This window comes from Sphingomonas kyeonggiensis, assembly GCF_014204495.1.
Classification (GTDB): Bacteria; Pseudomonadota; Alphaproteobacteria; order Sphingomonadales; family Sphingomonadaceae; genus Sphingomonas; species Sphingomonas kyeonggiensis_A.
This window is the reverse complement of record NZ_JACHLN010000001.1, coordinates 1,007,469-1,029,641: the sequence shown is the minus strand read 5'-3', so window position 1 is coordinate 1,029,641 and position 22,173 is coordinate 1,007,469. Positions and strand designations below refer to the sequence as shown.

28 protein-coding genes are annotated in these 22,173 nt (G+C 66.3%); 20 read left to right on the top strand and 8 right to left on the bottom strand.

Features of this window, described 5'->3' with window-relative positions:
* Positions 1-25 precede the first annotated feature (25 nt).
* The 11 genes from HNP52_RS05065 (at position 26) to HNP52_RS05015 (ending at position 6,862) form a co-directional block, all read left to right on the top strand.
* Positions 26-850, top strand: coding sequence for a pyruvate, water dikinase regulatory protein (locus tag HNP52_RS05065; protein ID WP_260395996.1), 825 nt, complete (start codon positions 26-28; stop codon positions 848-850).
* 38 nt (positions 851-888) lie between these two features.
* Positions 889-1,443 (top strand): Maf family protein, encoded by a 555-nt coding sequence (locus HNP52_RS05060; RefSeq protein ID WP_409372612.1) that lies wholly within the window; start codon positions 889-891, stop codon positions 1,441-1,443.
* Positions 1,440-2,249 (top strand): shikimate dehydrogenase, encoded by an 810-nt coding sequence (gene aroE / locus HNP52_RS05055; protein WP_184163316.1) that lies wholly within the window; start codon positions 1,440-1,442, stop codon positions 2,247-2,249. Before HNP52_RS05060 ends, aroE begins: the two co-directional genes overlap by 4 nt.
* On the top strand, positions 2,246-2,851 hold the full coding sequence (coaE, locus tag HNP52_RS05050; protein ID WP_184163313.1) for a dephospho-CoA kinase: 606 nt from the start codon (positions 2,246-2,248) through the stop codon (positions 2,849-2,851). Before aroE ends, coaE begins: the two co-directional genes overlap by 4 nt.
* 7 nt (positions 2,852-2,858) lie before the next feature.
* Complete coding sequence (gene dnaQ / locus HNP52_RS05045) at positions 2,859-3,551, top strand: DNA polymerase III subunit epsilon (RefSeq protein ID WP_184163310.1); 693 nt, start codon at positions 2,859-2,861, stop codon at positions 3,549-3,551.
* A gap of 74 nt (positions 3,552-3,625) precedes the next feature.
* Complete coding sequence (hpf, locus tag HNP52_RS05040; RefSeq protein ID WP_184163307.1) at positions 3,626-4,228, top strand: ribosome hibernation-promoting factor, HPF/YfiA family; 603 nt, start codon at positions 3,626-3,628, stop codon at positions 4,226-4,228.
* Between the two features lie 43 nt (positions 4,229-4,271).
* Positions 4,272-4,739, top strand: coding sequence for a PTS sugar transporter subunit IIA (locus HNP52_RS05035; RefSeq protein ID WP_184163303.1), 468 nt, complete (start codon positions 4,272-4,274; stop codon positions 4,737-4,739).
* Positions 4,699-5,190 carry a PaaI family thioesterase gene (locus tag HNP52_RS05030; protein WP_184165057.1) on the top strand — a complete coding sequence of 164 codons (492 nt, stop codon included), beginning with the start codon at positions 4,699-4,701 and terminating at the stop codon, positions 5,188-5,190. The genes HNP52_RS05035 and HNP52_RS05030 overlap by 41 nt, the downstream gene beginning before the upstream one ends.
* Positions 5,190-5,528 carry a DUF1491 family protein gene (locus tag HNP52_RS05025; RefSeq protein ID WP_409372596.1) on the top strand — a complete coding sequence of 113 codons (339 nt, stop codon included), beginning with the start codon at positions 5,190-5,192 and terminating at the stop codon, positions 5,526-5,528. The genes HNP52_RS05030 and HNP52_RS05025 overlap by 1 nt, the downstream gene beginning before the upstream one ends.
* Positions 5,529-5,720: 192 nt before the next feature.
* Positions 5,721-6,329: a cell wall hydrolase gene (locus tag HNP52_RS05020; protein ID WP_311768404.1), complete on the top strand. Its 609-nt coding sequence runs from the start codon at positions 5,721-5,723 to the stop codon at positions 6,327-6,329.
* A gap of 50 nt (positions 6,330-6,379) precedes the next feature.
* Complete coding sequence (locus HNP52_RS05015; RefSeq protein ID WP_184163297.1) at positions 6,380-6,862, top strand: MmcB family DNA repair protein; 483 nt, start codon at positions 6,380-6,382, stop codon at positions 6,860-6,862.
* A 187-nt stretch (positions 6,863-7,049) separates the two neighbouring features.
* Here HNP52_RS05015 and HNP52_RS05010 read toward each other — a convergent pair whose 3' ends face one another.
* Entirely contained in the window at positions 7,050-7,667 is a 618-nt protein-coding gene (locus HNP52_RS05010; protein ID WP_184163294.1) for an ankyrin repeat domain-containing protein, read from the bottom strand.
* A 69-nt stretch (positions 7,668-7,736) separates the two neighbouring features.
* Between HNP52_RS05010 and HNP52_RS05005 the strand changes: the two genes are divergently transcribed.
* The 3 genes from HNP52_RS05005 to HNP52_RS04995 are packed head-to-tail and all read left to right on the top strand — an operon-like array spanning position 7,737 to position 9,423.
* Positions 7,737-8,321 (top strand): SCO family protein, encoded by a 585-nt coding sequence (locus HNP52_RS05005; protein WP_260395913.1) that lies wholly within the window; start codon positions 7,737-7,739, stop codon positions 8,319-8,321.
* Positions 8,318-8,752 carry a YcgN family cysteine cluster protein gene (locus tag HNP52_RS05000; RefSeq protein ID WP_184163288.1) on the top strand — a complete coding sequence of 145 codons (435 nt, stop codon included), beginning with the start codon at positions 8,318-8,320 and terminating at the stop codon, positions 8,750-8,752. Before HNP52_RS05005 ends, HNP52_RS05000 begins: the two co-directional genes overlap by 4 nt.
* Positions 8,749-9,423 (top strand): M48 family metallopeptidase, encoded by a 675-nt coding sequence (locus tag HNP52_RS04995; protein WP_260395912.1) that lies wholly within the window; start codon positions 8,749-8,751, stop codon positions 9,421-9,423. Before HNP52_RS05000 ends, HNP52_RS04995 begins: the two co-directional genes overlap by 4 nt.
* A gap of 36 nt (positions 9,424-9,459) precedes the next feature.
* Here HNP52_RS04995 and HNP52_RS04990 read toward each other — a convergent pair whose 3' ends face one another.
* The 4 genes from HNP52_RS04990 to HNP52_RS04975 are packed head-to-tail and all read right to left on the bottom strand — an operon-like array spanning position 9,460 to position 13,148.
* A complete protein-coding gene (locus tag HNP52_RS04990) occupies positions 9,460-11,616 on the bottom strand; it encodes a transglycosylase domain-containing protein (RefSeq protein WP_184163285.1) in 2,157 nt (718 codons plus the stop codon).
* Between the two features lie 50 nt (positions 11,617-11,666).
* On the bottom strand, positions 11,667-12,092 hold the full coding sequence (msrB, locus tag HNP52_RS04985) for a peptide-methionine (R)-S-oxide reductase MsrB (protein ID WP_184163282.1): 426 nt from the start codon (positions 12,090-12,092) through the stop codon (positions 11,667-11,669).
* 34 nt (positions 12,093-12,126) lie between these two features.
* Positions 12,127-12,627: a sterol desaturase family protein gene (locus HNP52_RS04980; RefSeq protein WP_184163278.1), complete on the bottom strand. Its 501-nt coding sequence runs from the start codon at positions 12,625-12,627 to the stop codon at positions 12,127-12,129.
* 23 nt (positions 12,628-12,650) lie between these two features.
* Positions 12,651-13,148: a hypothetical protein gene (locus tag HNP52_RS04975; protein ID WP_184163274.1), complete on the bottom strand. Its 498-nt coding sequence runs from the start codon at positions 13,146-13,148 to the stop codon at positions 12,651-12,653.
* 167 nt (positions 13,149-13,315) lie between these two features.
* Here HNP52_RS04975 and sucC point away from each other — a divergent pair, with 167 nt between their 5' ends.
* The gene (gene sucC / locus HNP52_RS04970; protein WP_184163272.1) at positions 13,316-14,518 is read left to right on the top strand and encodes an ADP-forming succinate--CoA ligase subunit beta; all 1,203 of its coding nucleotides are present in this window, start codon (positions 13,316-13,318) and stop codon (positions 14,516-14,518) included.
* Between the two features lie 74 nt (positions 14,519-14,592).
* Here sucC and HNP52_RS04965 read toward each other — a convergent pair whose 3' ends face one another.
* Positions 14,593-15,051 carry a hypothetical protein gene (locus HNP52_RS04965; RefSeq protein ID WP_184163269.1) on the bottom strand — a complete coding sequence of 153 codons (459 nt, stop codon included), beginning with the start codon at positions 15,049-15,051 and terminating at the stop codon, positions 14,593-14,595.
* A 198-nt stretch (positions 15,052-15,249) separates the two neighbouring features.
* Between HNP52_RS04965 and HNP52_RS04960 the strand changes: the two genes are divergently transcribed.
* From HNP52_RS04960 to HNP52_RS04950, 3 genes are all read left to right on the top strand, one after another.
* Positions 15,250-16,002: an electron transfer flavoprotein subunit beta/FixA family protein gene (locus HNP52_RS04960; RefSeq protein ID WP_184163267.1), complete on the top strand. Its 753-nt coding sequence runs from the start codon at positions 15,250-15,252 to the stop codon at positions 16,000-16,002.
* Positions 15,999-16,928: an electron transfer flavoprotein subunit alpha/FixB family protein gene (locus tag HNP52_RS04955; protein ID WP_184163264.1), complete on the top strand. Its 930-nt coding sequence runs from the start codon at positions 15,999-16,001 to the stop codon at positions 16,926-16,928. Before HNP52_RS04960 ends, HNP52_RS04955 begins: the two co-directional genes overlap by 4 nt.
* A gap of 87 nt (positions 16,929-17,015) precedes the next feature.
* A complete protein-coding gene (locus HNP52_RS04950) occupies positions 17,016-17,477 on the top strand; it encodes a hypothetical protein (protein WP_184163261.1) in 462 nt (153 codons plus the stop codon).
* Here the strand turns inward: HNP52_RS04950 and HNP52_RS04945 are convergent.
* Positions 17,474-18,709 carry an MFS transporter gene (locus HNP52_RS04945; protein WP_184163258.1) on the bottom strand — a complete coding sequence of 412 codons (1,236 nt, stop codon included), beginning with the start codon at positions 18,707-18,709 and terminating at the stop codon, positions 17,474-17,476. The two genes, HNP52_RS04950 and HNP52_RS04945, sit on opposite strands and share 4 nt — an antisense overlap.
* 155 nt (positions 18,710-18,864) lie before the next feature.
* Here HNP52_RS04945 and HNP52_RS04940 point away from each other — a divergent pair, with 155 nt between their 5' ends.
* Both HNP52_RS04940 and HNP52_RS04935 read left to right on the top strand, forming a co-directional pair.
* A complete protein-coding gene (locus HNP52_RS04940) occupies positions 18,865-19,755 on the top strand; it encodes an HNH endonuclease (protein WP_184163256.1) in 891 nt (296 codons plus the stop codon).
* A gap of 74 nt (positions 19,756-19,829) precedes the next feature.
* Entirely contained in the window at positions 19,830-21,014 is a 1,185-nt protein-coding gene (locus HNP52_RS04935) for an MFS transporter (protein ID WP_184163253.1), read from the top strand.
* Here HNP52_RS04935 and nhaA read toward each other — a convergent pair.
* The gene (gene nhaA, locus HNP52_RS04930) at positions 20,915-22,120 is read right to left on the bottom strand and encodes a Na+/H+ antiporter NhaA (RefSeq protein ID WP_409372595.1); all 1,206 of its coding nucleotides are present in this window, start codon (positions 22,118-22,120) and stop codon (positions 20,915-20,917) included. The genes HNP52_RS04935 and nhaA overlap by 100 nt on opposite strands.
* Between the last annotated feature and the right edge of the window lie 53 nt (positions 22,121-22,173).

Genomic DNA, 22,173 nt, shown 5'->3' with positions numbered 1-22,173 from the left:
CGCTTCGCGCCTTCCACAAGGGTCACTGATGCGGCTTCACCTCCATCTCCTCTCCGATTCCACCGGCGAGACGCTGGAGAACATCGCCAAGGCAGCGCTCGCCCAATATGACGATGTCGAAACGCTCCGCCACTTCTGGCCGATGGTGCGCAGCGAAGCGCATCTCGAGCGGATTCTCCAGGAGATCGCGCAGAACCCCGGGCTGGTGCTCTATACGCTGGTGAACCCCGAGATCCGCCGCACGCTGGAAAGCCGCTGCCGGGCGATGGGCCTGCCGGCGATCGCGCCGCTCGATCCGGTCAATCACGCGCTGTCCAACCTGCTCGGCCAGGAAGCCAAGGCGCGGCCGGGCCGGCAACATACGCTCGACGCCGCCTATTTCGCCCGTGTCGATGCGATCCAGTTCACCATCGCGCATGATGACGGGCTGCTCGCCGAGGATTGGGAAGAGGCCGACATATTGCTCGCCGGCGTCTCGCGCTCGTCCAAGACGCCGACCTCGATCTACCTGGCGAACCGCGGCTACAAGACCGCGAACATCCCGATCGTGGTGGAATCGCCGCCGCCGCCGGAGCTCTACAAGCTCAAGCATCCGCTGATCGTCGGCCTCACCACCAGCGCCGACCGGCTGATCCAGATCCGCCGCAACCGCCTGCTCTCGCTCAACCAGGCCACCGAGACCAGCTATGTCGAGCAGGATGCGGTGACCCGCGAAGTCGCCTATGCGCGGCGGATGTTCGCCGACAATGGCTGGCCGGTGATCGACGTCACGCGTCGCTCGATCGAGGAAACCGCGGCGGCGATCATCCAGCTGTGCAACGAGCGGACGCTCGAAAAAGGAAGCCAATGAAACTCGTACTCGCTTCGCAGAGCGCCTCGCGCCGCGCGATGCTCAACGATGCCGGCGTGCCGCATGAAGCCGTGACGGCACAGGTCGACGAAGCCTCGGCCAAGGAATCCCTGCTCGCCGGCGGCATCTCGCCGCGCGACCTGGCCGATGCGCTGGCTGAGCTGAAGGCACTCAAGGTCTCCGGCCTGGTGCCGGCCGCCCTGGTGCTGGGCGGGGACTCGCTGGTCGCCCTCGATGACGGCTCGCTGCTCGACAAGCCCGAGAGCCGCGAGCAGGCCGCCGACCATCTCCGCCGCATGTCGGGGAAGACGCACGACATCTACAGCGCCGCGGTGATCGCCGAGGGCGGCCGCGCGGTATGGCGCTTCGTCGATCGCGCCAAGCTCCATGTCCGCCCGCTCTCCGAGGCCTTCATCGAGCAATATCTCGATATGGAATGGCCCGCGATCGCCGGGTGCGTCGGCTGCTTCCGGATCGAGGGTCCGGGCGTCCAGCTGTTCAGCCGCACCGACGGCAGCCAGTTCACCATCCTCGGCATGCCGCTGCTGCCGATCCTTTCCTATCTGCGCACCCGCGGGGTTCTGACGTCATGACTGTATATGCCGAGGTGATCGGCGACCCTATCGCCCAGTCCAAGTCGCCCGTGATCCACGGTTTCTGGCTGAAGCAGCTCGGCATCGCCGCCGAATATCGCCGCGCCCATGTGAAGCCCGAGGAACTCGCCGGCTATTTCGAGTCGAGGAAGGCGGATCCGGATTGGCGCGGCTGCAACATCACTCTGCCCCACAAGCAGGAGTCGCTCGCGTTCGTCGAGGATCGCGGCGGCGTCCGGGAATCGATCGGCGCGATCAACACGGTGGTTCGCGCCGAGGATGGTGCCCTGATCGGCACCAATACCGATGCCGGCGGCTTCTATGCGCCGATCGCCGGGCTCGATTTGGATGGCCAGCATGTCGTGATGATCGGCGCTGGGGGAGCCGCCCGCGCGATCCTGTTCGCGCTGTCGCGTGTCGGCGTCGGCAAGGTCACCCTGCTCAACCGCAATGTGCTGAAGGGCGCGGCCCTGCTCTCCAGCTTCGGGATCAAGGGCGAGGCACTGCCGCTCACCGCCAAGCTGCCGCCGGCCGCCTTGCTGGTGAATGCCAGCGCGCTCGGCATGGTCGGCCAGCCGCCGCTGGAGATCGACCTGTCGCCGCTGCCCGAGGATGCGGTGGTCTATGACGCGGTCTATGCCCCGCTCGAGACCGACCTGCTCGCCCAGGCGCGCGACCGCGATCTCGATACGGTCGACGGGCTCGAGATGCTGGTCGGCCAGGCCGCGCTTGCCTTCGAGCTGTTCTTCGGCGCCGAGCCGCCACGCGACCGCGACGACGAACTGCGCGAGTTGCTGCTGAAATGAGCGATCGCCCGGTCACCCTGGGCCTCACCGGGTCGATCGGCATGGGCAAGTCGACCGTGGCGGCGATGTTCGCGGAAAGCGGCGTGCCGGTGTTCGATGCCGATGCCGAGGTCCACAGGCTCCAGGGGCCGGATGGCGACGCCGTCGCCGCGATCGAGGCCGAGTTTCCCGACACGACCAGCGAACTCGGGGTGAACCGCACGCTGCTGCGCGAGGCGGTGATGGCCGATCCCACTGCCTTTGCCCGGCTGGAGGCGATCCTCCACCCCGCTGTCGCCGAGAAGCGCGAGGCCTTTCTCCACGCGAATCGCGATGCGCCGCTGGTGGTGCTCGACATACCTTTGCTGTTCGAAGCCGGCGGCTGGCGCCATGTCGACAAGATCGCCGTGGTCTCCGCACCGGCCGAAGTGCAGCGCGAGCGCGTGCTGGCCCGGCCGGGCATGACCGAGGCGCGATTCGAAGCGATCCTTGCCCGCCAGCTCCCCGACTCGGAAAAGCGTGACCGCGCCGACTTCGTCATCCCCACCGGCGGGACGATCGGGGAGACGCGCGCGGTGGTACGTAATGTCATCGCTTGCCTAGTCGGCCGCGCGGGAGGATAAGGTCGCAATGCGTGAAATCGTGTTCGACACCGAAACCACCGGGCTCAGCTTCTCTGGTGGCGACCGGCTGGTCGAGATCGGCTGTGTCGAGCTGGTCAATCGCGTGCTGACCGGGCGCAATTTCCACGTCTATATCAATCCCCAGCGGCCGATGCCGATCGAGGCGTTCAACGTCCATGGCCTGTCGGACGTGTTCCTGTCGGACAAGCCGCTGTTCGAGGATGTGGTCGAGGACATGCTCGAGTTCATCGGCGACAGCCCGATGATCGCGCACAACGCCAATTTCGACTTCGGCTTCATCAATGGCGAGCTGATCCGCAGCGGCCGGCCCATCGTCGACCTCGGACGCATGGTCGATACGCTGGCGATCGCGCGGGTGAAGCATCCCGGCGCCAAGCATACGCTCGATGCGCTCTGCTCGCGCTACGGCATCGATCTGACCCAGCGCACGCTGCACGGCGCGCTGATCGACGCCTCGCTGCTGGCGCAGGTCTATGTCGAGCTGACCGGGGGCCGGCAGATCACGCTGGGCCTGGCGGTGGACGCGCCGGTGGTCCGCGAGACCGCTGCCGAGGCGCCGACGCGGGTACATGTGCGTCCCGCACGACAATTTGCTGCGAGTCCGGCGGAACTCGAACGCCACGCAGCCTTTCTTTCCAAGATGGAGGAGCCGCTCTGGGGCACCGCCCCGACCAGTTGATCCCGGCAGTTGACCGCGGTCAATCGGTCCGGACCCCGCCCCAGCTAGGGTCCTCATAAAAGTGGAGGTGAACGATGGACATTCGGGTTTCTGGGCATCAGGTCGAAACTGGCGCCGCGCTCAAGGAGCAGGTGACCGAACGACTCCAGGGGATCGCCGACAAATATTTCTCGCGCGCTCTCTCCTCCCAGGCGACCTTCGGCAAGGGGCCGCACGATAACGGCTTCACCTGCGACATCGTGATGCACGTGATGCAGGGCCTGGTCCTCAAGGCGACCAACAAGGGCATGGAGGCGCATGGCGCGTTCGACGGCGCGGCCGACCGGATCGACAAGCAGCTCCGCCGCTATACGCGCCGGCTCAAGGATCGGCAGAATGGCGTGGTCAACGCCTTCGCCGAGAATGGCGCCTATGATAACGGATCCTATGACAACAATGCCGGCTACACGCTGTTCCAGGAAAGCGTGGATGAGGATGAGGCCTCGGATGCGCCGCTGATCATCGCGGAGACCCGCGTCGATGTGCCGGATGCCACCGTTTCGGACGCAGTTATGATGCTCGACCTGCGGAATACCAATGCGCTGCTGTTCAAAAACAGCGCGACGGGCGCCCATAACATGGTGTATCGGCGCGGCGACGGGACGATCGGATGGGTGGAACCCAATCGCGCCGCCTGAGTATTAGGCAGGCCCCGGGGGGCGGACCTCAACTGGAATTTCGATGACGACGATCAGTGATTTGCTCGTGCCGGAGGCAGTGCTCTCCGGCGTGAGTGTTGCCAGCAAGAAGGCGCTGTTCGCGGCGCTGGGGGCCGCGGCGGCCGAGGCTTACGGCCTCGACGCCCGCGGTGTGGCCGAAACGCTTTCCGAGCGCGAGAAGCTCGGTTCGACCGGTTTTGGCGCCGGTATCGCCATTCCACACGGCAAGCTCGAATCCATCCGCCGCGTCTGCGGCATATTCGTCCGGCTCGACAAACCCGTCGATTTCGGCGCGGTGGACGAGCTGCCGGTCGACCTGGTGTTCATGCTGCTCTCGCCGGTTGGCGCGGGTGCCGAGCATCTCAAGGCGCTGGCCTGTGTCTCGCGGCTGCTGCGCGACAAGACCATCGCCGCCAAGCTGCGCGGCGCGGGCTCGCGCGATGCGCTCTATGCCCTGCTCGCCGGCGTGGAGACGCGTGACGCAGCCTGAGTCTCCCACGGGGGCGGAGGCGCATTTCCGTGCGCTCGAATCCCTTTATGCCGCGGCGCCGATCAACCGGCTGTTCGAGTCCGTGCTCGAGATCCCGGAACCCGGCGTCGCGCGCATCCGCTTCAATATCGACGAGCGCTATTTCCATGCCGCCGGCGCGGCGCATGGCACGAGCTATTTCAAGATGCTCGACGACGCCGCCTTTTACGCGGTGAACAGCCTGGTCACCGATCGCTTCGTGCTCACCACCCAGTTCAACCTGCTGCTCACCAAGCCGCTGGGCCCGGGCCCGGTGGTGGCGGAGGGGCGCTGGGTGAGCGGGCAGCGCCGCGTATTCGTCGGCGAGGCGCGGCTGATCGATGCGACCGGCGAGGAAGCGGCGCGCGGCACCGGCACCTTCATGCGCTCGCGCATCCCGCTCGCCACGCTTCCCGGCTACGCTCAGGGCTGATGGCGCGCCTTGCCACAGGCATGCTGGTCAATGCGCTGATCCGCCGTGCCGAGGGTGCCGGCGGCAGTGCGATGGTGCTGGCGAAAGGCGATGCGACCGCCGGTGCGGTCCTGCTGCTGCTGGTCGAACGGGGTGCCAATCCGCGCTTCTTCGAACGTGGCCTCGGTCCCGATGGGGCTCCCGCGCTAATTCGCTCGGGACCTCAGCTATTTGCCGAGGACGGCGAAGTCACCGCCTATTGGCAGCGGCGTCGCGAGCGCGATTCCGATCTGTGGGTGATTGAACTGGATATCGCAGACGGCGAACGGTTCGCCGCTGAAACGATGACATTGAATTGACATAAGCCTCGCGCGCGGCGAAAGGGCCCACCACTTTCAATCGCGTTGTGCCTGCCGGGGTGTGAAGTCGGTCGGTTACGCAGTCGGGGGGGAAGCCCGGCGGCCCATATGAGAAACAGGGCCGGCCGCGCACCAACCGCACAGTAACGAACCCTAATGAAGTTCATCCATCGCGCCGCGGGCTTCGCGGCCGTGACTTTTTGCGCTGGCGCACTTGCGAATGCCGCCACGCTCGACGTGACCAACACCGTGCAGGATGCGCCGGTTCATCAGGTCAACGTCCAGAACCTCCAGCAGGTTCCCGCGCCGGCCCCCCAGGCCGCGCCGACTCCGGTCCAGGAAAAGACGGAAATCGTCCAGCCGATCCCCAATGCGGATGCGGACGAAGATTTCGATTCGCTGTCTGATGCCGTGGCTGCGCAGGATGCGCCCGCGTCGCTCGACCGTGAGCTCAACTGTCTTGCCGTCAGCATCTATTACGAAGCCAAGGGCGAGCCCCTTTCGGGCCAGCTCGCGGTTGCCGATGTGATCCTCAACCGCACCGAGTCGGGTCGTTTCCCCACCTCGGTGTGCGGTGTCGTCACCCAGCGCGGCCAGTTCTCCTTCGTGCGCGGCGGCAAGCTGCCGACCCCGCCGTCGAACGGCCAGTGGAAGAAGGCGCTCGCCGTTGCCCAGGTCGCGATGAAGGACCAGTGGGATTCGCCGGTGCCGGAAGCGCTCTATTTCCATGCCCGCTATGTGAAGCCGAGCTGGAAGCGCGCCCGTGTCGGCTCGGTCGGCAATCACGTTTTCTATCGTTGAGTCGAGTCGCGGGGTTCCCCGCGTTCGCTTAATGTTCTAAACGGCCGGGGATGAACTCCCCGGCCGTTTCGCTTTCGGAAGACCCGCTCATCGCCGCCGACGTGGCACGCGGGGTAACGCGGCTGCTGCTGCGCCATGATTGCGTCGCGCTGGCCGAAGTGCCGCTCGAGGGCGGTCGCCGCGCTGATCTGATGGCGATCGATTCCCGGGGCAACATCGTCATCGTCGAGATCAAGGTCTCGCGCGCCGATCTGCTCGGTGACGGCAAATGGACCGATTATCTCGCGCATTGCGACCGTTTCTTCTGGGCGGTGCCGGAAGGCTTCGACCTGCGGCCCTTCGAGCAGGAAGGCTTCCTGCCGGCGCGCGCCGGGCTGATCGTCGCCGATCGCTACGACGCGGCGGTGATGCGCGAATCGGCGACGGTGCCGCTGCCGGCACCCACCCGCAAGAAGACCACCCTCGCCTTCGCCCGCCGCGCCGCGCGCCGGGTGATCCAGATGCTGGATCCCGATGCGGAGGCGGCGTTCTAGGCCTGTTGGAAAAATAGGATCTCGCGCGCGTAATAGGGCTGCTTGGGGCGCGCTTCCGGCCGGTGCTGGGCCGTCCAAAGGCGCGCACAAACCCGCTCTTGGCCTGTACTTTGTGTACTTTTGGCGCCTGGCCGCAGCTTCGATGTTCGAGGGGGAAGCCGGGAAGGCCCGGCTTCCATGCCGGGCCTTAGAGTTTCGGGCCGGCCGGTGCCGCCGCGCCGCTGCTCTTGCCGCCCTTGGGTGCTTCGTTGAGCAGCTTGGCGATCTGCGGGTAGCGGGTCTCGTCATGGGCATAGTCGCGAGCGGACTTGCCGGTGACGTTGTCGGTGCGATCCGGATTGGCGCCGGCATCGAGCAGCTGGCGGACCACGTCGATGTCATGGACCTGCACGGCGCGGATCAGTGGCGTCTCGCCGCTGCTGTTCGCCAGGTTCACGTTGGCGCCGTACTTGATCAGGATCTGCACGCCTTCGCCCCAGCCCCGCTCGGCGGCGATGATCAGCGCGGTGTTGCCGCGGCCGTCCGGCAGGTTGGCGTTGATGTCATCCTGCTGGAGCAGCACGCGCAGATAGGTCGCGTCGTTGCGCTTGGTCACGATGTGCAGCGCGCCCTCGCCGGTCATGCGATCCTTCGCATTGACGATGCGGAGCGACTTGTTCTCGAGATACTTGTTCACCTTGGCGCCGTCCGTCTCGCGGATGGCGTTGAGGAAGTTGTAGCTGTCCGAGAATTGCTGGGCCGATGCCGGCACGGCGGCGAGCATCAGCAGGGCGGCGCCGGCGGCGCCCATTACGCGTACGATCATGTGTTTGCCCAAACCCCATAGCGGCAGTGCTTGCAAGCCCCGGACTATCAGATCATGGCTGGCGATACCATGAGCAGGATATTTCAGGCCTTTGCGCCTTTGCTACTGATCGTCTCAGGCTGCAGCGGCGGCGCGGCCGATGAGCCCCCGCTGGCCGGGGCGCGGATCGGCGGGCCGTTCGCGCTCACCGATCCCGCGGGCAAGACGGTTCGCGACGGCGATTTCGCCGGCAAATATCGCATCGTCTATTTCGGTTATACCTATTGCCCGGACATCTGCCCGAACGACATGCTCAAGATCGGCCAGGCGATGAAGACACTCGACAAGCAGGCGCCGGACAAGGCGAAGGCGATCGTGCCGATCTTCATCACCGTCGATCCGGAGCGCGACACGCCCAAGATGGTCGGCGAGTTCGTCCGCAATTTCGACGACCGGATCGTCGGGCTCACCGGCACGCCGGCGGCGATCCAGGCGGTCACCAAGCAATATGCGGTCTATGCCAGGAAGGAAGCGCCCGGTCCGGGCGGCGCCTATCTGGTAGGACACAGCCAGATTGCCTATCTGATGGATCGGGACGGCAAGCCAATCACGTCGCTGCCGATCGAGAAGGATGCTCCGGCCCTGGTGGCGGAGCTCGAACACTGGGTGAAATGACCGGGAAATTTTGGGAAGACCTGCCGCTGGAAAAGCTCGACCGGGCGCAATGGGAAGCCCTTTGCGACGGCTGCGGCAAATGCTGCATCCACAAGCTGGAGGATGAGGAGACGGGGGAGCTGCACGCCACCAACGTCGCCTGCCGGCTGCTCGACCGGCGGATGGGGCGCTGTTCGGATTACAAGCACCGCCACGCCTATGTCCCCGAATGCGTGCGGCTGACGGTGCGCAACGTCCCCGAGATCGAGTGGCTGCCCTCCACCTGCGCCTATCGCCTGCGCAGCGAGGGCAAGCCGCTGCCCGACTGGCATTATCTGGTGAGCGGTGATCCCGAAGCCGTCCACAAGGCCGGTGAATCGACTCGCGGCTGGACGGTCAGCGAGGACGATGTGATCGACTTCGAGCATCACCTGGTGGACCGCGAACTTTGAGCGACCCCGAGATCGAGGTGGTTCGCAACGCCCGCTCGCGGCGGATGCGGCTCTCGGTCGATCCGCGCAGTGGCCGGATAAAGCTCACTCTGCCTCCGCGCGCTTCGCTCAAGAAGGCGATGGACTGGGCGCGCGAGCATCAGGGCTGGATCGCCGCGCAACAGGCCAAGATGCCCGAGGCACGGCCGTTCGAGCCGGGCGCGCGGATTCCGATCGGCGATGCCGAAGTGGAGATCGTCTGGCCCGCGACCGGTGCCGGTCGCACCCCGCGCCTGATCGGCGACCAGCTGCTCTGCGGTGGCCCGCGCGAGGGGTTGGAGAAGCGCATCGAGCGCTGGCTCCGCCAGGCGGCGCTCGATCTGCTGAGCGAGGAAACCGCCGAATATGCCGAACGTGCCGGGGTGAGCGTCACCAAGGTATCGATCGGCGATCCGCGCGGCCGCTGGGGCAGCTGCGCTTCCTCGGGCCAGATCCGCTACAGCTGGCGGCTGCTGCTCGCCCCGAGCTTCGTCCGCCGCTCGACGGTGGCGCATGAAGTGGCGCACCGCATCCATATGAACCATTCGCCGGCGTTCCACCGGGTGGTGGCCGAGCTCTACGAAGGCGATCCCGAGCGCGCCCGGGCCTGGCTCAAGCGCAACGGCGCCGGGCTGCACTGGTACGGGCGGTAATTTCCCCTCCCTTCCCGGGAGGGGCTTCACGAAGCGTTACTGCTGTTCGCCGCGAGGCGCCGCGTCCCGCGGTTGGGGCGCCTGCTGCCGCGGCGCGTCGCGCGGTGCGTCCCGGGGATCACGCTGCGGCTGGGCCGGCGCCGAGGGACGGCGGCCGGTCATCCGGTCGATCCAGTCCTGGTCGAGCTGCTCGTCGCCCTGACCGCCCTGCTGGCCGGGAATCGGCTGGACCTGTTCGGTGCCGTCGCCGCGCGGCTGCTGGTCCTCGGGCACCGGATTGCCGTCCTCGTCGACGAACACGCCATTGTCGGGCTCGCCATAGGCGGCGTTCTCTTCGTCGAGCTGGTACTCGGGCAGGGTCACCTGGGTGTCGAACTGCTCGACCGGGCGCTTGGCGACGGCCTTGATCATGAAGTCATGGAAGGCGCGTGCCGGGGCGGTGCCGCCCTGCAGGCCGGGGACGACCCTGGCATCGTCGCGGCCCATCCACACGCCGGTGGTCAGGCCCGAGGAGAAGCCGACGAACCAGCCATCCTTGTTCGAAGTGGTGGTGCCGGTCTTGCCCGCGACCGGGCGGCCGATCTGCGCGGCGCGGCCGGTGCCGGTGGCGACCGCGGTCTGCATCAGGTCGGTCATCTGCGCCGCCACATAGGGCGCGACGAGGACATGGCTGGTGTCGACCTCGTGCTGGTAGATCACCGCGCCGTTCGCGGTCACCCGGGTGATGCCATAGGGCGTCACCGCCACGCCCTTGTTCGCCACCGAGGCGAAGGCGCGGGTCATGTCGATCAGGCGCACGTCCGAAGTGCCGAGCACCATCGCCGGATGGGTATCCACCGGCGTGGTGATGCCGAAGCGGCGCGCCATGTCGGCGATCGCGCCGAAACCGACCTCCTGGCCGAGCTTCGCCGCGATCGTATTGACCGAATAGGCGAAGGCGGTGCGGATGTTCATCTCGCCGCGGAACGCACCCGAGCTGTTGCGGGGGCTCCAGCCATTGATCGTCACCGGCTCGTCGACCACCAGGTCGTCGGGCTTGTGGCCCGATTCCAGCGCGGCGAGATAGACGAACAGCTTGAACGCCGAGCCTGGCTGGCGGGTCGCCTGGGTCGCGCGGTTGTAGATCGAGGCGACATAGTCCTTGCCGCCGACCATCGCGCGGACGGCGCCGTCGCGGTCGAGGCTGACCAGCGCACCCTGCGCGTTCTTCGGGGCATTGGCGCGGATCGCATCGTCGGCGGCGCGCTGCATGCCCAGGTCGAGCGTGGTCCACACCTCGAGCGGCGCCTCGGTCTCGTCGATCAGCACTTCGAGCTGGGGCAGCGCCCAGTCGGTGAAGTAGCGGACGCTGTTCTGCTTGGGTTCGGGCGCAAGCGCCACGGTGCGCGGATCGGTGCCCTTGGCCTGCGCCTCGGTGATCTTGCCGGTCTCGGCCATCAGGTCGAGCACCACGCTGGCGCGGCCGATCGCAGCGTCGGCATCGGCGGTGGGCGAATAATGCGACGGCGCCTTGACCAGGCCGGCGATCACCGCCGCCTCGGCCAGGCTCAGGTTCGTCGCCGGATGGCCGAAGAACTTGCGGCTCGCCGCGTCGATGCCGTAGGCGCCGCCGCCGAAATAGACCTTGTTGAGATAGAGCTCGAGGATCTCGTTCTTGGTGAACTTGCGCTCCATCGACAGCGCGATGATGCCTTCGCGCACCTTGCGGCCGAGATCATATTTGTTCGACAGGAAGATGGTGCGTGCCACCTGCTGGGTGATGGTCGAGCCGCCCTGCAGGCGCCGCCCTTCGTCATGCAGCTGCTTGGCGCGCCAGAACATGCGGGCGACGCCGACCGGATCGACGCCCCAGTGCGATTCGAAGCGGCGATCCTCGGTGGCGATGATCGCGTCCTTCATCACCTGCGGAATCTGGTCGTACTTGATCCACTCGCCATAGCTCGGCCCGAGCGAGACCAGCACGGTGCCGTCCGCGGCATGGACGCGGATCATCTGGCCGTTGGGCGACGACTTGAGTTCGTCGAAGCTCGGCAGCGTCGACTTGGTCGAATAGACCGCGATCAACAGCGCGATGAATGCAAGCAGCGCCAGGCTGCCCCCGCTGATCAGAGTCCAGAAGGCAAGGCGCTTCCAGAAGGCAAGGTCACGCCATTTGGGCGTGCGGATCACGGCTGGCAGGTTTTTCGATGGCATCGGGGGAGTGCGATTAAGCCCTATTCGGCCCGCTCACAAGGATCAGGCGCTCAAGCCCGGTCGCTAGCGGCATTGTGGTTGCCACCACGTGAACGAAAATCGAGGCTGGCCGAGTTGATGCAGTAGCGCAGGCCGGTCGGCGGCGGCCCGTCGGGAAAGACATGGCCCTGATGTCCGTCGCACCGGGCGCAGCGCAGTTCGACGCGGCGCATGCCATGGCTGACATCGGCATGCTCGGTGACGTTCTCCGAATCGAGCGGCCGGGTGAAGCTGGGCCAGCCCGATCCCGAATCATATTTGTCGGCGCTGTCGAACAGCTCGAGCTTGCAGCCGGCGCAGAGATACAGGCCATCGGCCTTGTTGTCGGTGAAGCGGCCGGAAAAGGCGGGTTCGGTCCCGGCCTCTCGCAGCACGTGAAACTGTTCCGGGTTGAGGCGCTTGCGCCATTCGGACTCGGGGAGGTTCAGATGCTCCATGGACACAAGCATGTGTCCGGCGCTGGATGAGTCGTCAATCCGGGTTCGTGCGGATGCGGGCCGAACTGCCACGGGCCTTGAGCTGGCGCTTCAGCTCGTCGGCGGGCGCGGCCCAGAGGAAGCCGAAGCTGACCGCGCCCTGCTTCGATTCGACCGCGTGATGCAGCCGGTGCGCCTGGACGATCCGCTTCATGTAGCGCGAGCGCGGCACATAGCGATGGCGCACCCGCTGGTGGACGATCACGTCGTGGAAGCCGAAATAGATCGCGCCATAGCCGGCGATTCCGGCACCGATCCACGTGGAACCAGGCCACCAGCCTGCTTGCACGCCGCCATAGATCAGGATGATCGAGGGCACCGCGAAGATCACCGCGTAGAGGTCGTTCCACTCGAACCAGCCGGTGCGGGCGCGGTGGTGGCTCTCATGCAGGAACCAGCCCGGCCCGTGCATCACCCAGCGGTGCATCGCCCAGGCGAACAGCTCCATCCCGGCGAGCGTGGCAAGGAACAGGGCAAGGCCGATCCAGGGCGACATGAGCGTTAGATAGGCGTTCCGGATCAGAAGGCGAAGACGGTGGCTTCGCATTTGATCGGAGTCAGTGTGTAGCTGGCAAAGGGCTTCTCGCTGCCATCGGGCTTGCGCTCGGTGATCGTCCAGCGCCAGCCTTTGCCCTGGGGCGCCAGCCGATTGGCGTAGAGCGCATCGGGATAGGCATAGTCGATCGCGATCGTGCCGGACTTGTCGGCCTGGCCCTTGCCAGCGGCGCTGTAGCCCGCGCCGAAGCTGTCCATCCACCAGGCGCTTAGCCTGTCGCCGTCATGGTCGCCGATCGTGATCGCCGCGTCATAGGGATCGGCGGGATCGAGCCCGTGCGATTCCAGCAGCAGATAGCGCCCGCCGAGCCGCCAGGTGGCCCGCACCCGAGTCGCAACCCGCTTGCCCATCACGTCGCCTGGCGCATCCCAGCAGCCGGTGAGCCGGTCGAGCGCCTGATGGGCGATACCCGGTTCGATGGAGGGCGAGAGCAGCAGCGCGGCGGCAAGGGAAAGGGTCATGGCGATTTCCTAGCGGTGGAAGGTGGTTGCCGCCATACCGGGTTTACGACGACTTATTGCAAGTTTGTCGCAATCGCATTTACTGCGAAAAGATTTGGATTCGCGCGCGCGCCGTGCTTAAGGCACCCGCAAACTCCTTCCCGCCACAAAAGACGAGGGCGCGTCCCATGAACATCCATGAATATCAGGCCAAGGAACTGCTCGCCAAGTATGGCGCGCCGATCGCTGCCGGCTTCGCCGCGTTCACCGTCGAGGAGGCCGTCGAGGCCGCCAAGAAGCTGCCTGGACCGCTCTTCGTCGTGAAGTCGCAGATCCATGCCGGCGGCCGCGGCAAGGGCAAGTTCAAGGAGCTCGGCCCCGATGCGAAGGGTGGCGTCCGCCTCGCCTTCTCGCTCGACGAGGTCCGCGCCCACGCCACCGATATGCTCGGCAACACGCTGGTGACGATCCAGACCGGCGAGCATGGCAAGCAGGTCAACCGCCTCTACATCACTGACGGCGCCGATATCGCGAAGGAGTTCTACCTCGCGCTCCTCGTCGACCGCGCTACCGGCCGCGTCGCCTTCGTCGTGTCGACCGAGGGCGGCATGGACATCGAGGAAGTCGCCCACTCGACTCCCGAGAAGATCCACACCTTCGACGTCGATCCGGCGACCGGCTTCATGCCGCACCACGGCCGCGCCGTCGCCGCCGCGCTGGGCCTGACCGGCGATCAGGGCAAGCAGGCCGCCAAGGTTGCGTCGTCGCTGTTCACCGCGTTCGTCGCGACCGATGCCGCGCAGATCGAAGTGAACCCGCTGGCGCTGACCGAGCAGGGCAACCTCCTCGTCCTCGACGCCAAGGTCGGCTTCGATTCGAACGCGATGTTCCGCCACAAGGACCTGGCCGAGCTGCGCGACGAGAGCGAGGAAGATCCCGCCGAACTCGAAGCCTCGAAGTATGACCTGGCCTATATCAAGCTCGATGGCGACATCGGCTGCATGGTCAATGGCGCAGGCCTGGCGATGGCCACGATGGACATCATCAAGCTCAACGGCATGTTCCCGGCCAACTTCCTCGACGTCGGCGGCGGCGCTTCGAAGGAGAAGGTCACCGCGGCGTTCAAGATCATTCTCGCCGATCCGAACGTGAAGGGCATCCTGGTCAACATCTTCGGCGGTATCATGAAGTGCGACATCATCGCTGCCGGCATCGTCGCCGCGGCGAAGGAAGTGAACCTCTCGGTGCCGCTGGTCGTGCGCCTCGAGGGCACCAACGTTGCCGAGGGCAAGGAAATCCTCGCCAATTCGGGCCTCGCCATCGTTCCCGCGAACGATCTGGGCGATGCCGCGCAGAAGATCGTGGCCGAGGTCAAGAAGCTCGCTGCCTGAGCGACCCGACTGGCTGACAGTCGTTCCTGATCGAAGGGCGGGAGAGACCACAGGTCTCTTCCGCCCTTTTTCGTTCAGTGCGGCTTCGGCGCCGGCAGGCCCTTCTCGTTGATGCTCTTGCCCGCCGGCGCGGATGGCGTGACCGTCTTGGCCGTGGTCGGTGTCATCGAAAGCCGCGAAGGCACGTCCCCGGCCGCCGTTGCCTCGACCGCTGCCGCGGGTGCATCCTCATTGCGCCGGCCGCCGGTATAGGTTCGGCCCTCCACCGCTTCGCTGCTTGTCGTGGACTGGCATTCCGGCTCGGCCGCGCCCTCCCGCCTGGTCGGGTTCACCCCGCCCTTCACGACGATGCCGCCGATCGGGCTGCCGGGCGCGCAGCGCGCATAGCTCGACGAGACCGCGCCGCCCGGCCTGGCGATGGTCTTCGGTGGCGCCTTGTCCTTGGCGGCGACCGGCGTTTCCTGTGCAAGTGCGGGCGCCGCGGCGATCGCCGTCGACAGGGCCGCTCCGATGATCAGCTGGTATTTCCCCATCTGTCCTCTCCCTTCCTTCATGAAGCTGCATATTCGCGTCTGAATTTCGGGTGAACTCGCGGCGCCTCGGCAAAACGGCCATCCGCACCGATTTTTCGATGATTGGGTATGCCCTATCACTGTTTGGGGTGGACTTGGCCGGAATCTCGGGCATTAGCGGTTGGCATTGCCGTTCTTCCAGCGATGGAGAGGATTTCGATGAAAGTTCTGGTGCCGGTCAAGCGCGTGCTTGACTACAATGTGAAGCCCCGCGTGAAGGCGGATGGGACGGGGGTCGATCTCGCCAACGTCAAGATGAGCATGAACCCGTTCGACGAGATCGCGATCGAGGAAGCCGTGCGCCTGAAGGAAAAGGGCGCCGCGACCGAGGTGGTCGTGGTCACCATTGGCGTCGCCAAGGCCGAGACCGACGTGCTGCTCACCGCGCGCGCCATGGGCGCCGATCGCGGCATCCTGATCCAGACCGATGACGAGATCGAGCCGCTGGCCGTCGCCAAGCTCCTCGCCAAGGTCGCCGAAGAGGAGCAGCCCGGGCTGATCATCCTCGGCAAGCAGGCGATCGACGACGACAGCAACCAGACCGGCCAGATGCTGGCCGCGCTGCTCGGCTGGCCCCAGGGCACCTTCGCCTCGAAGGTCGAGCTGGGCGGTCAGGGCGTGCAGGTCACCCGCGAAGTCGATGGCGGCCTCGAGACGGTCGATCTGAAACTCCCCGCAATCGTCACCACCGATCTCCGCCTCAACGAGCCGCGCTACGCCACGCTGCCGAACATCATGAAGGCCAAGTCCAAGCCGGTCGCGAAGAAGACCGTCGCGGATTACGGCGTCGACGTCACCCCGCGCCTCAAGACGCTCAAGGTCGTCGAGCCGGCCAAGCGCTCGGCCGGCATCAAGGTGGGCTCGGTCGACGAGCTGGTCGAAAAGCTCAAGGGTCTGGGAGTCGCGAAATGAAGACGCTGGTTTGGGTCGAGCACGACAATCAGAGCCTGAAGGATGCCACCCTCTCGGCGGTCACCGCCGCCGCGAAGCTTGGCGAAGTCCATCTCCTCGTCGCAGGCAAGGGCGTCGATGGCGTTGCCCAGGCGGCGGCGGCGATCGAAGGCGTGGGCAAGGTCCATGTCGCCGACGACGCGGCCTATGAGCATTTCCTCGCCGAGAACGTCGCGCCGCTGATCGTGTCGCTGATGGGCACGCATGACGCGGTCCTGTTCCCGGCGACCACCACCGGCAAGAACATCGCGCCGCGCGTCGCCGCCGCGCTCGACGTGATGCAGATCTCGGACATCCTCTCGGTCGAGGGTGCCGACACCTTCACCCGTCCTATCTATGCCGGCAACGCGATCGCCACCGTGCAGACCAGCGACAAGAAGCTGGTGATCACCGTGCGCGGCACCGCCTTCCCCAAGGCGGCGGCCACCGGCGGCTCGGGTGCCGTCGAGGCGGTTTCGGGCGAAGGCGACAAGGGCCTCTCCACCTTCGCGGGTGCCGAGATCGCCAAGTCGGAGCGTCCGGAGCTGACCAGCGCCAAGGTGATCGTCTCGGGCGGCCGCGCGCTCGGCTCGTCGGAGCAGTTCCACGCGCAGATCGATCCGCTGGCGGACAAGCTTGGTGCCGCCGTCGGCGCCTCGCGCGCCGCGGTCGACGCGGGCTACGCTCCGAACGACTATCAGGTCGGCCAGACCGGCAAGATCGTCGCCCCGGAAGTCTATGTCGCGATCGGCATCTCGGGTGCGATCCAGCACCTCGCCGGCATGAAGGACTCCAAGACGATCATCGCGATCAACAAGGACGAGGACGCCCCGATCTTCCAGGTGGCGGACATCGGCCTGGTCGGTGACCTGTTCAAGATCGTTCCGGAGCTGACCGAGAAGCTCTGATCCCTTTCTCGGGCGAACAATATTGGGGGTGTTCCTCGCCGGAACGCCCCCTTTTGTTTTGTTCAGGTCCCGGCATAGTCTTCCCCCATGATAGGACGACTTGCTCCCCTGCTTGCTGCTCTGGCGCTGTTCCCGGTCTTGCCGGTGCGGGCCCAGTCGATCGACGAATTGCGCCGCGACCAGATGGAGGCGGTGAAGGCGGCGAAACAACTCGATCGCGCCGATGCCGTGCTGCTGCGCCAGGTCGCGAAGCTTCCGCCCTCGCACGGCAATATCTTTCCCGCTGAAAGCGTCGCCGCGCTGCTCGCCGGCTGGCGTGGCTATATCCGGCGCGAATGCGGGCTGGTCGGGGTCATGACCGGTGCCAATGGTCCGTCATCGGGCAGCTTCGCGGCGATCTGCGAGGCGCGGCGCTATGCCGAGCGGATCAGGTTGGTGCAGGCTGCCAGTGCCTGCCTTTCGCGCGAGATCGGCCGAGAAGGCGGCAATCCTTCGGCGTGCCTGGAGCCGCTGGTGGTGTTGAAGGCGGAAGGGGATTTCGATGCCTAGTCCGTTCCCATCGCTCGCGGCGGCGTGACCTCGGGCAGCGGCAGCGGTGGGATGGTCGAGAGCTTGGCGGCAATGGCCAGCGCCAGCACGGTCAGCACCCCGCAATAGAGGGCTACGCCGCCCCAGCCCCAGCCGGTCCAGGCAAAGCCGCCCGCCGAGCCGAGCACGCTCGAGCCCAGGTAATAGAAGAACAGGTAGAAGGCCGCCGCTTGCCCCCGGCTGGCCCGTGCGCGCCTGCCGACCCAGCTCGAGGCGATCGAGTGTGCACCGAAGAAGCCGATGGTGACGATGCCGATCCCGGCCACCACCAGGGCCAGCCAGGTCGAGGCGGTCAGCGCCACGCCGACCAGCAGCATCGCGGTGGGGATCCAGAAGATCAGCCGCCGCCCGCGCTTCTCGGCCAGGTGCCCGAACCAGGTCGAGCTTACCGAGCCGAGCAGATAGAGCAGGAAGATCGCGCCGATCGCCGCATGGCTCAGGCCGAAGGGCGGGGCGAGCAGGCGGAAGCCGACATAATTGTAGATGGTGACGAACACGCCCATCAGCAGGAAGGCCTCGGCATAGAGCAAGGGCATCGCGCGGTCGCGGAACAGGTCGCGCCCGGCGGCGAGCACGGCGCCCGGATGCACTTCCTGCGGTACGAAGCGGCGCGAGCGCGGGGCGAGCCGGCGAAAGCCCTCGGCCATCGCCAGCCCGGCCAGGCCGACGCCGATCAGGCCCCAGCGCCAGTCGACCAGTTCGGTGATGAGGCTCACCCCCAGCCGCCCGGCCATGCCGCCGATCCCGCTGCCCGCGATATAAAGCCCCATCGCCGGCCCCACCGAGCGCGGCTCGATCTCCTCGCTGACATAGGCCATGGCGACTGCTGGCATGCCGGCCAGCGCGATGCCGGTGAGGAAGCGCAAGGCCAGCAGTGCGTCCCAGCCCGGCGCCAGGCCGGTCAGCATCGTCAGCAACCCCGCACCGAACATCGCGCCCACCATCAGCGGCCGCCGCCCGAGCTTGTCGGAGAGCATGCCGGCAACGACGATCGCAACCGCGAGCGGTCCGGTCGCGAGCGAGATGGCGAGGCTGGCGACCTCGGCGCTCAGATGGAACTCGCTGGCGAACAGTGGCAGCAGCGGCTGGGCGGAATAGAGCAGCGAGAAGGTCGAGAAGCCGGCGAACAGCATCGCGAGCGTCAGGCGCCTGTATCCGGGAGTGCCGCGGGAATAGCCGCCAGTTTCAGTCATCGTCCGCCAACGCATCTGCGCCTCTCAAGTGCACGGCGCACCTGCATTTTTCGCAGTTACAGTTCCTTATAGGGCAAGCTTGGCGAGGGGATGTTCGGCTAGCTAGTCTTTCGGATCGCTTGCCAATGGCCGATCTGGCCCGATAGTCATTACGTATGGCCAACGGCGTGTTCATTCACCGCGAAGATTCGAATTATCAGGACACGCCAGCAATCCGCTATCATTTTCCCAAGCAGTATCTCGGGCGGGCACAGGCCTGTATTGGCGACTGGATCCTCTATTACGAGCCGGTGAAGGTGAAGCGTACGCGAGGCTATTGGGCGATGGCCCGTGTGGCTTCGATCGTGCCCGACCCCGAGCAGGCGGGCATGTATTATGCGATGATCGCCGAGGGGGATTTCATACAGTTCGGCACGCCGGTGCCATTCAAGATCGATGGCGTCGTGGTCGAGCGAGGCGTGCTTAACGATTCGCAGAAGAATTCCGGCCGCACCCAGGCCGCGGTACGTCCGATCTCGACCCAGGATTTCATCCGGATCATCAATCTCGGGCTGCATGACGAGGACGCGTTGCTGCCGCGCCGGGATGAGCCCGCAAATCGGGTGCGCGAAGAAGGACCGGTCTTTCATTTCGAAGAGCGTGAACGGATCCAGCAACTGGTCTCGCGGCCGCTCCGGGACCGTGCTTTCCGACGTACCGTGCTCGATGCCTATGACGCACGCTGTGCGCTGACCGGTCTGAAGCTAATCAATGGCGGCGGCCGTGCCGAAGCAGAAGCTGCACATATTCGCCCGGTCGAGGCCAATGGCCCGGACATCGTCTCCAATGGGCTCGCCTTGTCCGGGACGGTGCACTGGATGTTCGATCGCGGGCTGCTTTCGCTGGCTGACGATCTCTCGATCCTGGTCTCGCGTCACGTCAACGATCGCGATAGCATCGCGGCCTTGCTCAACCGCTCCGGTCGCGCGCGGCTGCCTGCACGGGCGGCCGATCATCCGCATCCCTTGTTCCTTGGCTGGCACAGGGAGAACTGCTTCAAAGGCTGAATGCAGTTTCTGCATTCGTATGTTGCGCCCTACAGGCATTGACGCTGCAGTGCAGCATGGCCACTTGAGCGCCAATGCACGCCCCCACCAGCACTCGCGCACCGACCCATAATGTCGGCCTCGTCCATTTCGCGCTCGCGATGGGCGGTTTTGCCATCGGCACCACCGAGTTCGCGACGATGAGCCTGGTACCGTACATGGCGCAGGGGCTCGGCATCGACGCGCCTTCGGCCGGCCATGTCATCAGCGCCTATGCGCTGGGCGTGGTGGTCGGCGCGCCGCTGATCGCAGTGGGGGCTGCCAAGCTGTCGCGCCGTTTCACGCTGCTTTTGCTGATGGGCGCCTTTGCCCTGTTCAACACGCTGAGCGCGGCGGCGCCCAACTATCACTGGCTGCTGCTGTTCCGCTTCCTGTCCGGCCTGCCGCATGGCGCCTATTTCGGCATCGCCGCGCTGGTCGCCGCTTCGCTGGTGCCGATGAACAAGCGGTCGCAGGCAGTTGGCAGGATGATGCTCGGCCTCACCGTGGCGACGATCCTCGGCGTGCCGCTCGCCAACTGGCTGGGCCAGGCGGTCGGCTGGCGCTGGGGCTTTGTCGTGGTCGGCGTGCTGGCACTGGCGACGGTGGTGCTGGTCGCAGCGCTTGCCCCGCGCGATCCGCCCCAGCATGGCGCGAGCCCGCTCAAGGAGCTCGGCGCGCTCGCCAATGGCCAGGTGTGGCTCACGCTCGGCATCAGCGCGATCGGCTTTGGTGGCATGTTCTGTGTCTACACCTATGTCGCCTCGACCATGCTCGAGGTGACCAAGGCGTCGCCGGCGATGATCCCGCTGGTGCTGGCGATCTTCGGCATGGGCGCGACGCTGGGCAGCATCATCGTGCCCAAGTTCGCCGACCGCGCGCTGATGCCCACCGCCGCGGTGTTGCTACTCGGCAGCGCGGTTGCGCTCGCCTTCTATCCGCTCGCCGCGCATCAGCTATGGAGCATCGCGCTCGATATCTTCGCGATCGGCTTCCTCGGCGCGCTCGGCGCGGTGCTGCAGACCCGGTTGATGGACGTGGCCGGCGAAGCCCAGGGGCTCGCCGCCTCGCTCAACCACTCCGCTTTCAACACCGCCAATGCGCTCGGCCCCTGGCTGGGCGGCCTGGCGATCGCCGCCGGCTATGGCTGGACGTCGACCGGCTGGGTCGGCGCGCTGCTCTCGCTCGGCGGGTTCGCGGTACTGGTGGTGGCGGTGCTGGTCGAGCGTAGGACCAGGTAGCCGGCCAGCGCCGACAGGATCGATCCGGCGAGCACGCCGATCTTGACCTGGTCGGTCAGCGGCCCCGGCGGGAAGGCGAGTCCGCCGATGAAAAGGCTCATCGTGAAGCCGATGCCGGCGAGCAGCGCCATGCCATAGATCTGCCCCCAGCGGGCGTGCGGGCGCGGCGCCATGCCGGTTTTCACCGCCAGCCAGATGCTGCCGAACACGCCGATCTGCTTGCCGACGAACAGCCCGAGCGCGACGGCGAGCGGCAGCGGCGCGATCAATATCTCCGGGCCCAGCCCGGCAAGCGACACACCGGCATTGGCGAAGCCGAACAGCGGCACGATGCCGAACGCGACCCAGGGGTTGAGCGCATGCTCGAGCTGGTGCGCGGCATGGCGGGGGATCATCATTGCCGCCGCCACCCCGGCGATGGTCGCGTGCACGCCGGATGCATAGACGCACAGCCACAGCACCACCGCCAGCACCAGATAGGGCGACAGCCGCTGCACGCCGCGGCGCCCGAGAAAATACATGCAGGCCAGCGTGATGCCGGCACCGAGCAGCGCCATCAGGTTGAGCTTGGCGGTATAGGCCAGCGCGATGATCGCCACCGCGCCCATGTCATCGACGATCGCGATGGTGGTGAGCAGCAGCTTGAGCGAAGCCGGAGCACGCTTGCCGAGCAGGCCGAGCAGTCCCATCGCAAAGGCGATGTCGGTTGCCGCCGGGATCGCCCAGCCGCGCGCCAGCCCCGGCGTGGAGGCAATAACCGCGAGATAGACGAGCGCCGGCACCGCCATGCCCGAAGCGGCGGCCAGCACCGGCAAGGTGCGCTGCGACCAGCTGGCGAGCTGGCCTTCGGTCACCTCCGCCTTGATCTCCAGCCCGACGAGCAGGAAGAACACCGCCATCAACGCATCGTTGATCCAGCCATGCATGCTGAGCGGGCCCAGTTCCACGTGGAGCAGGTGGAAATAGTCGGTCGCCAGCGGTGAGTTGGCGACGATCAGTGCCAGCGCCGAGGCGAACATCAGCAGGATGCCGCCGGCGGCCTCGCTCTCCAGAAAGGCGCGAAGCCGGTCTCTGGCTTGGTGCTTGATCGATGCGGGCATGGTCATGCCCGATCTCTATGGGGTGGGTGTCGCGCTGCAAAGCAGGATCGGCATGGCCC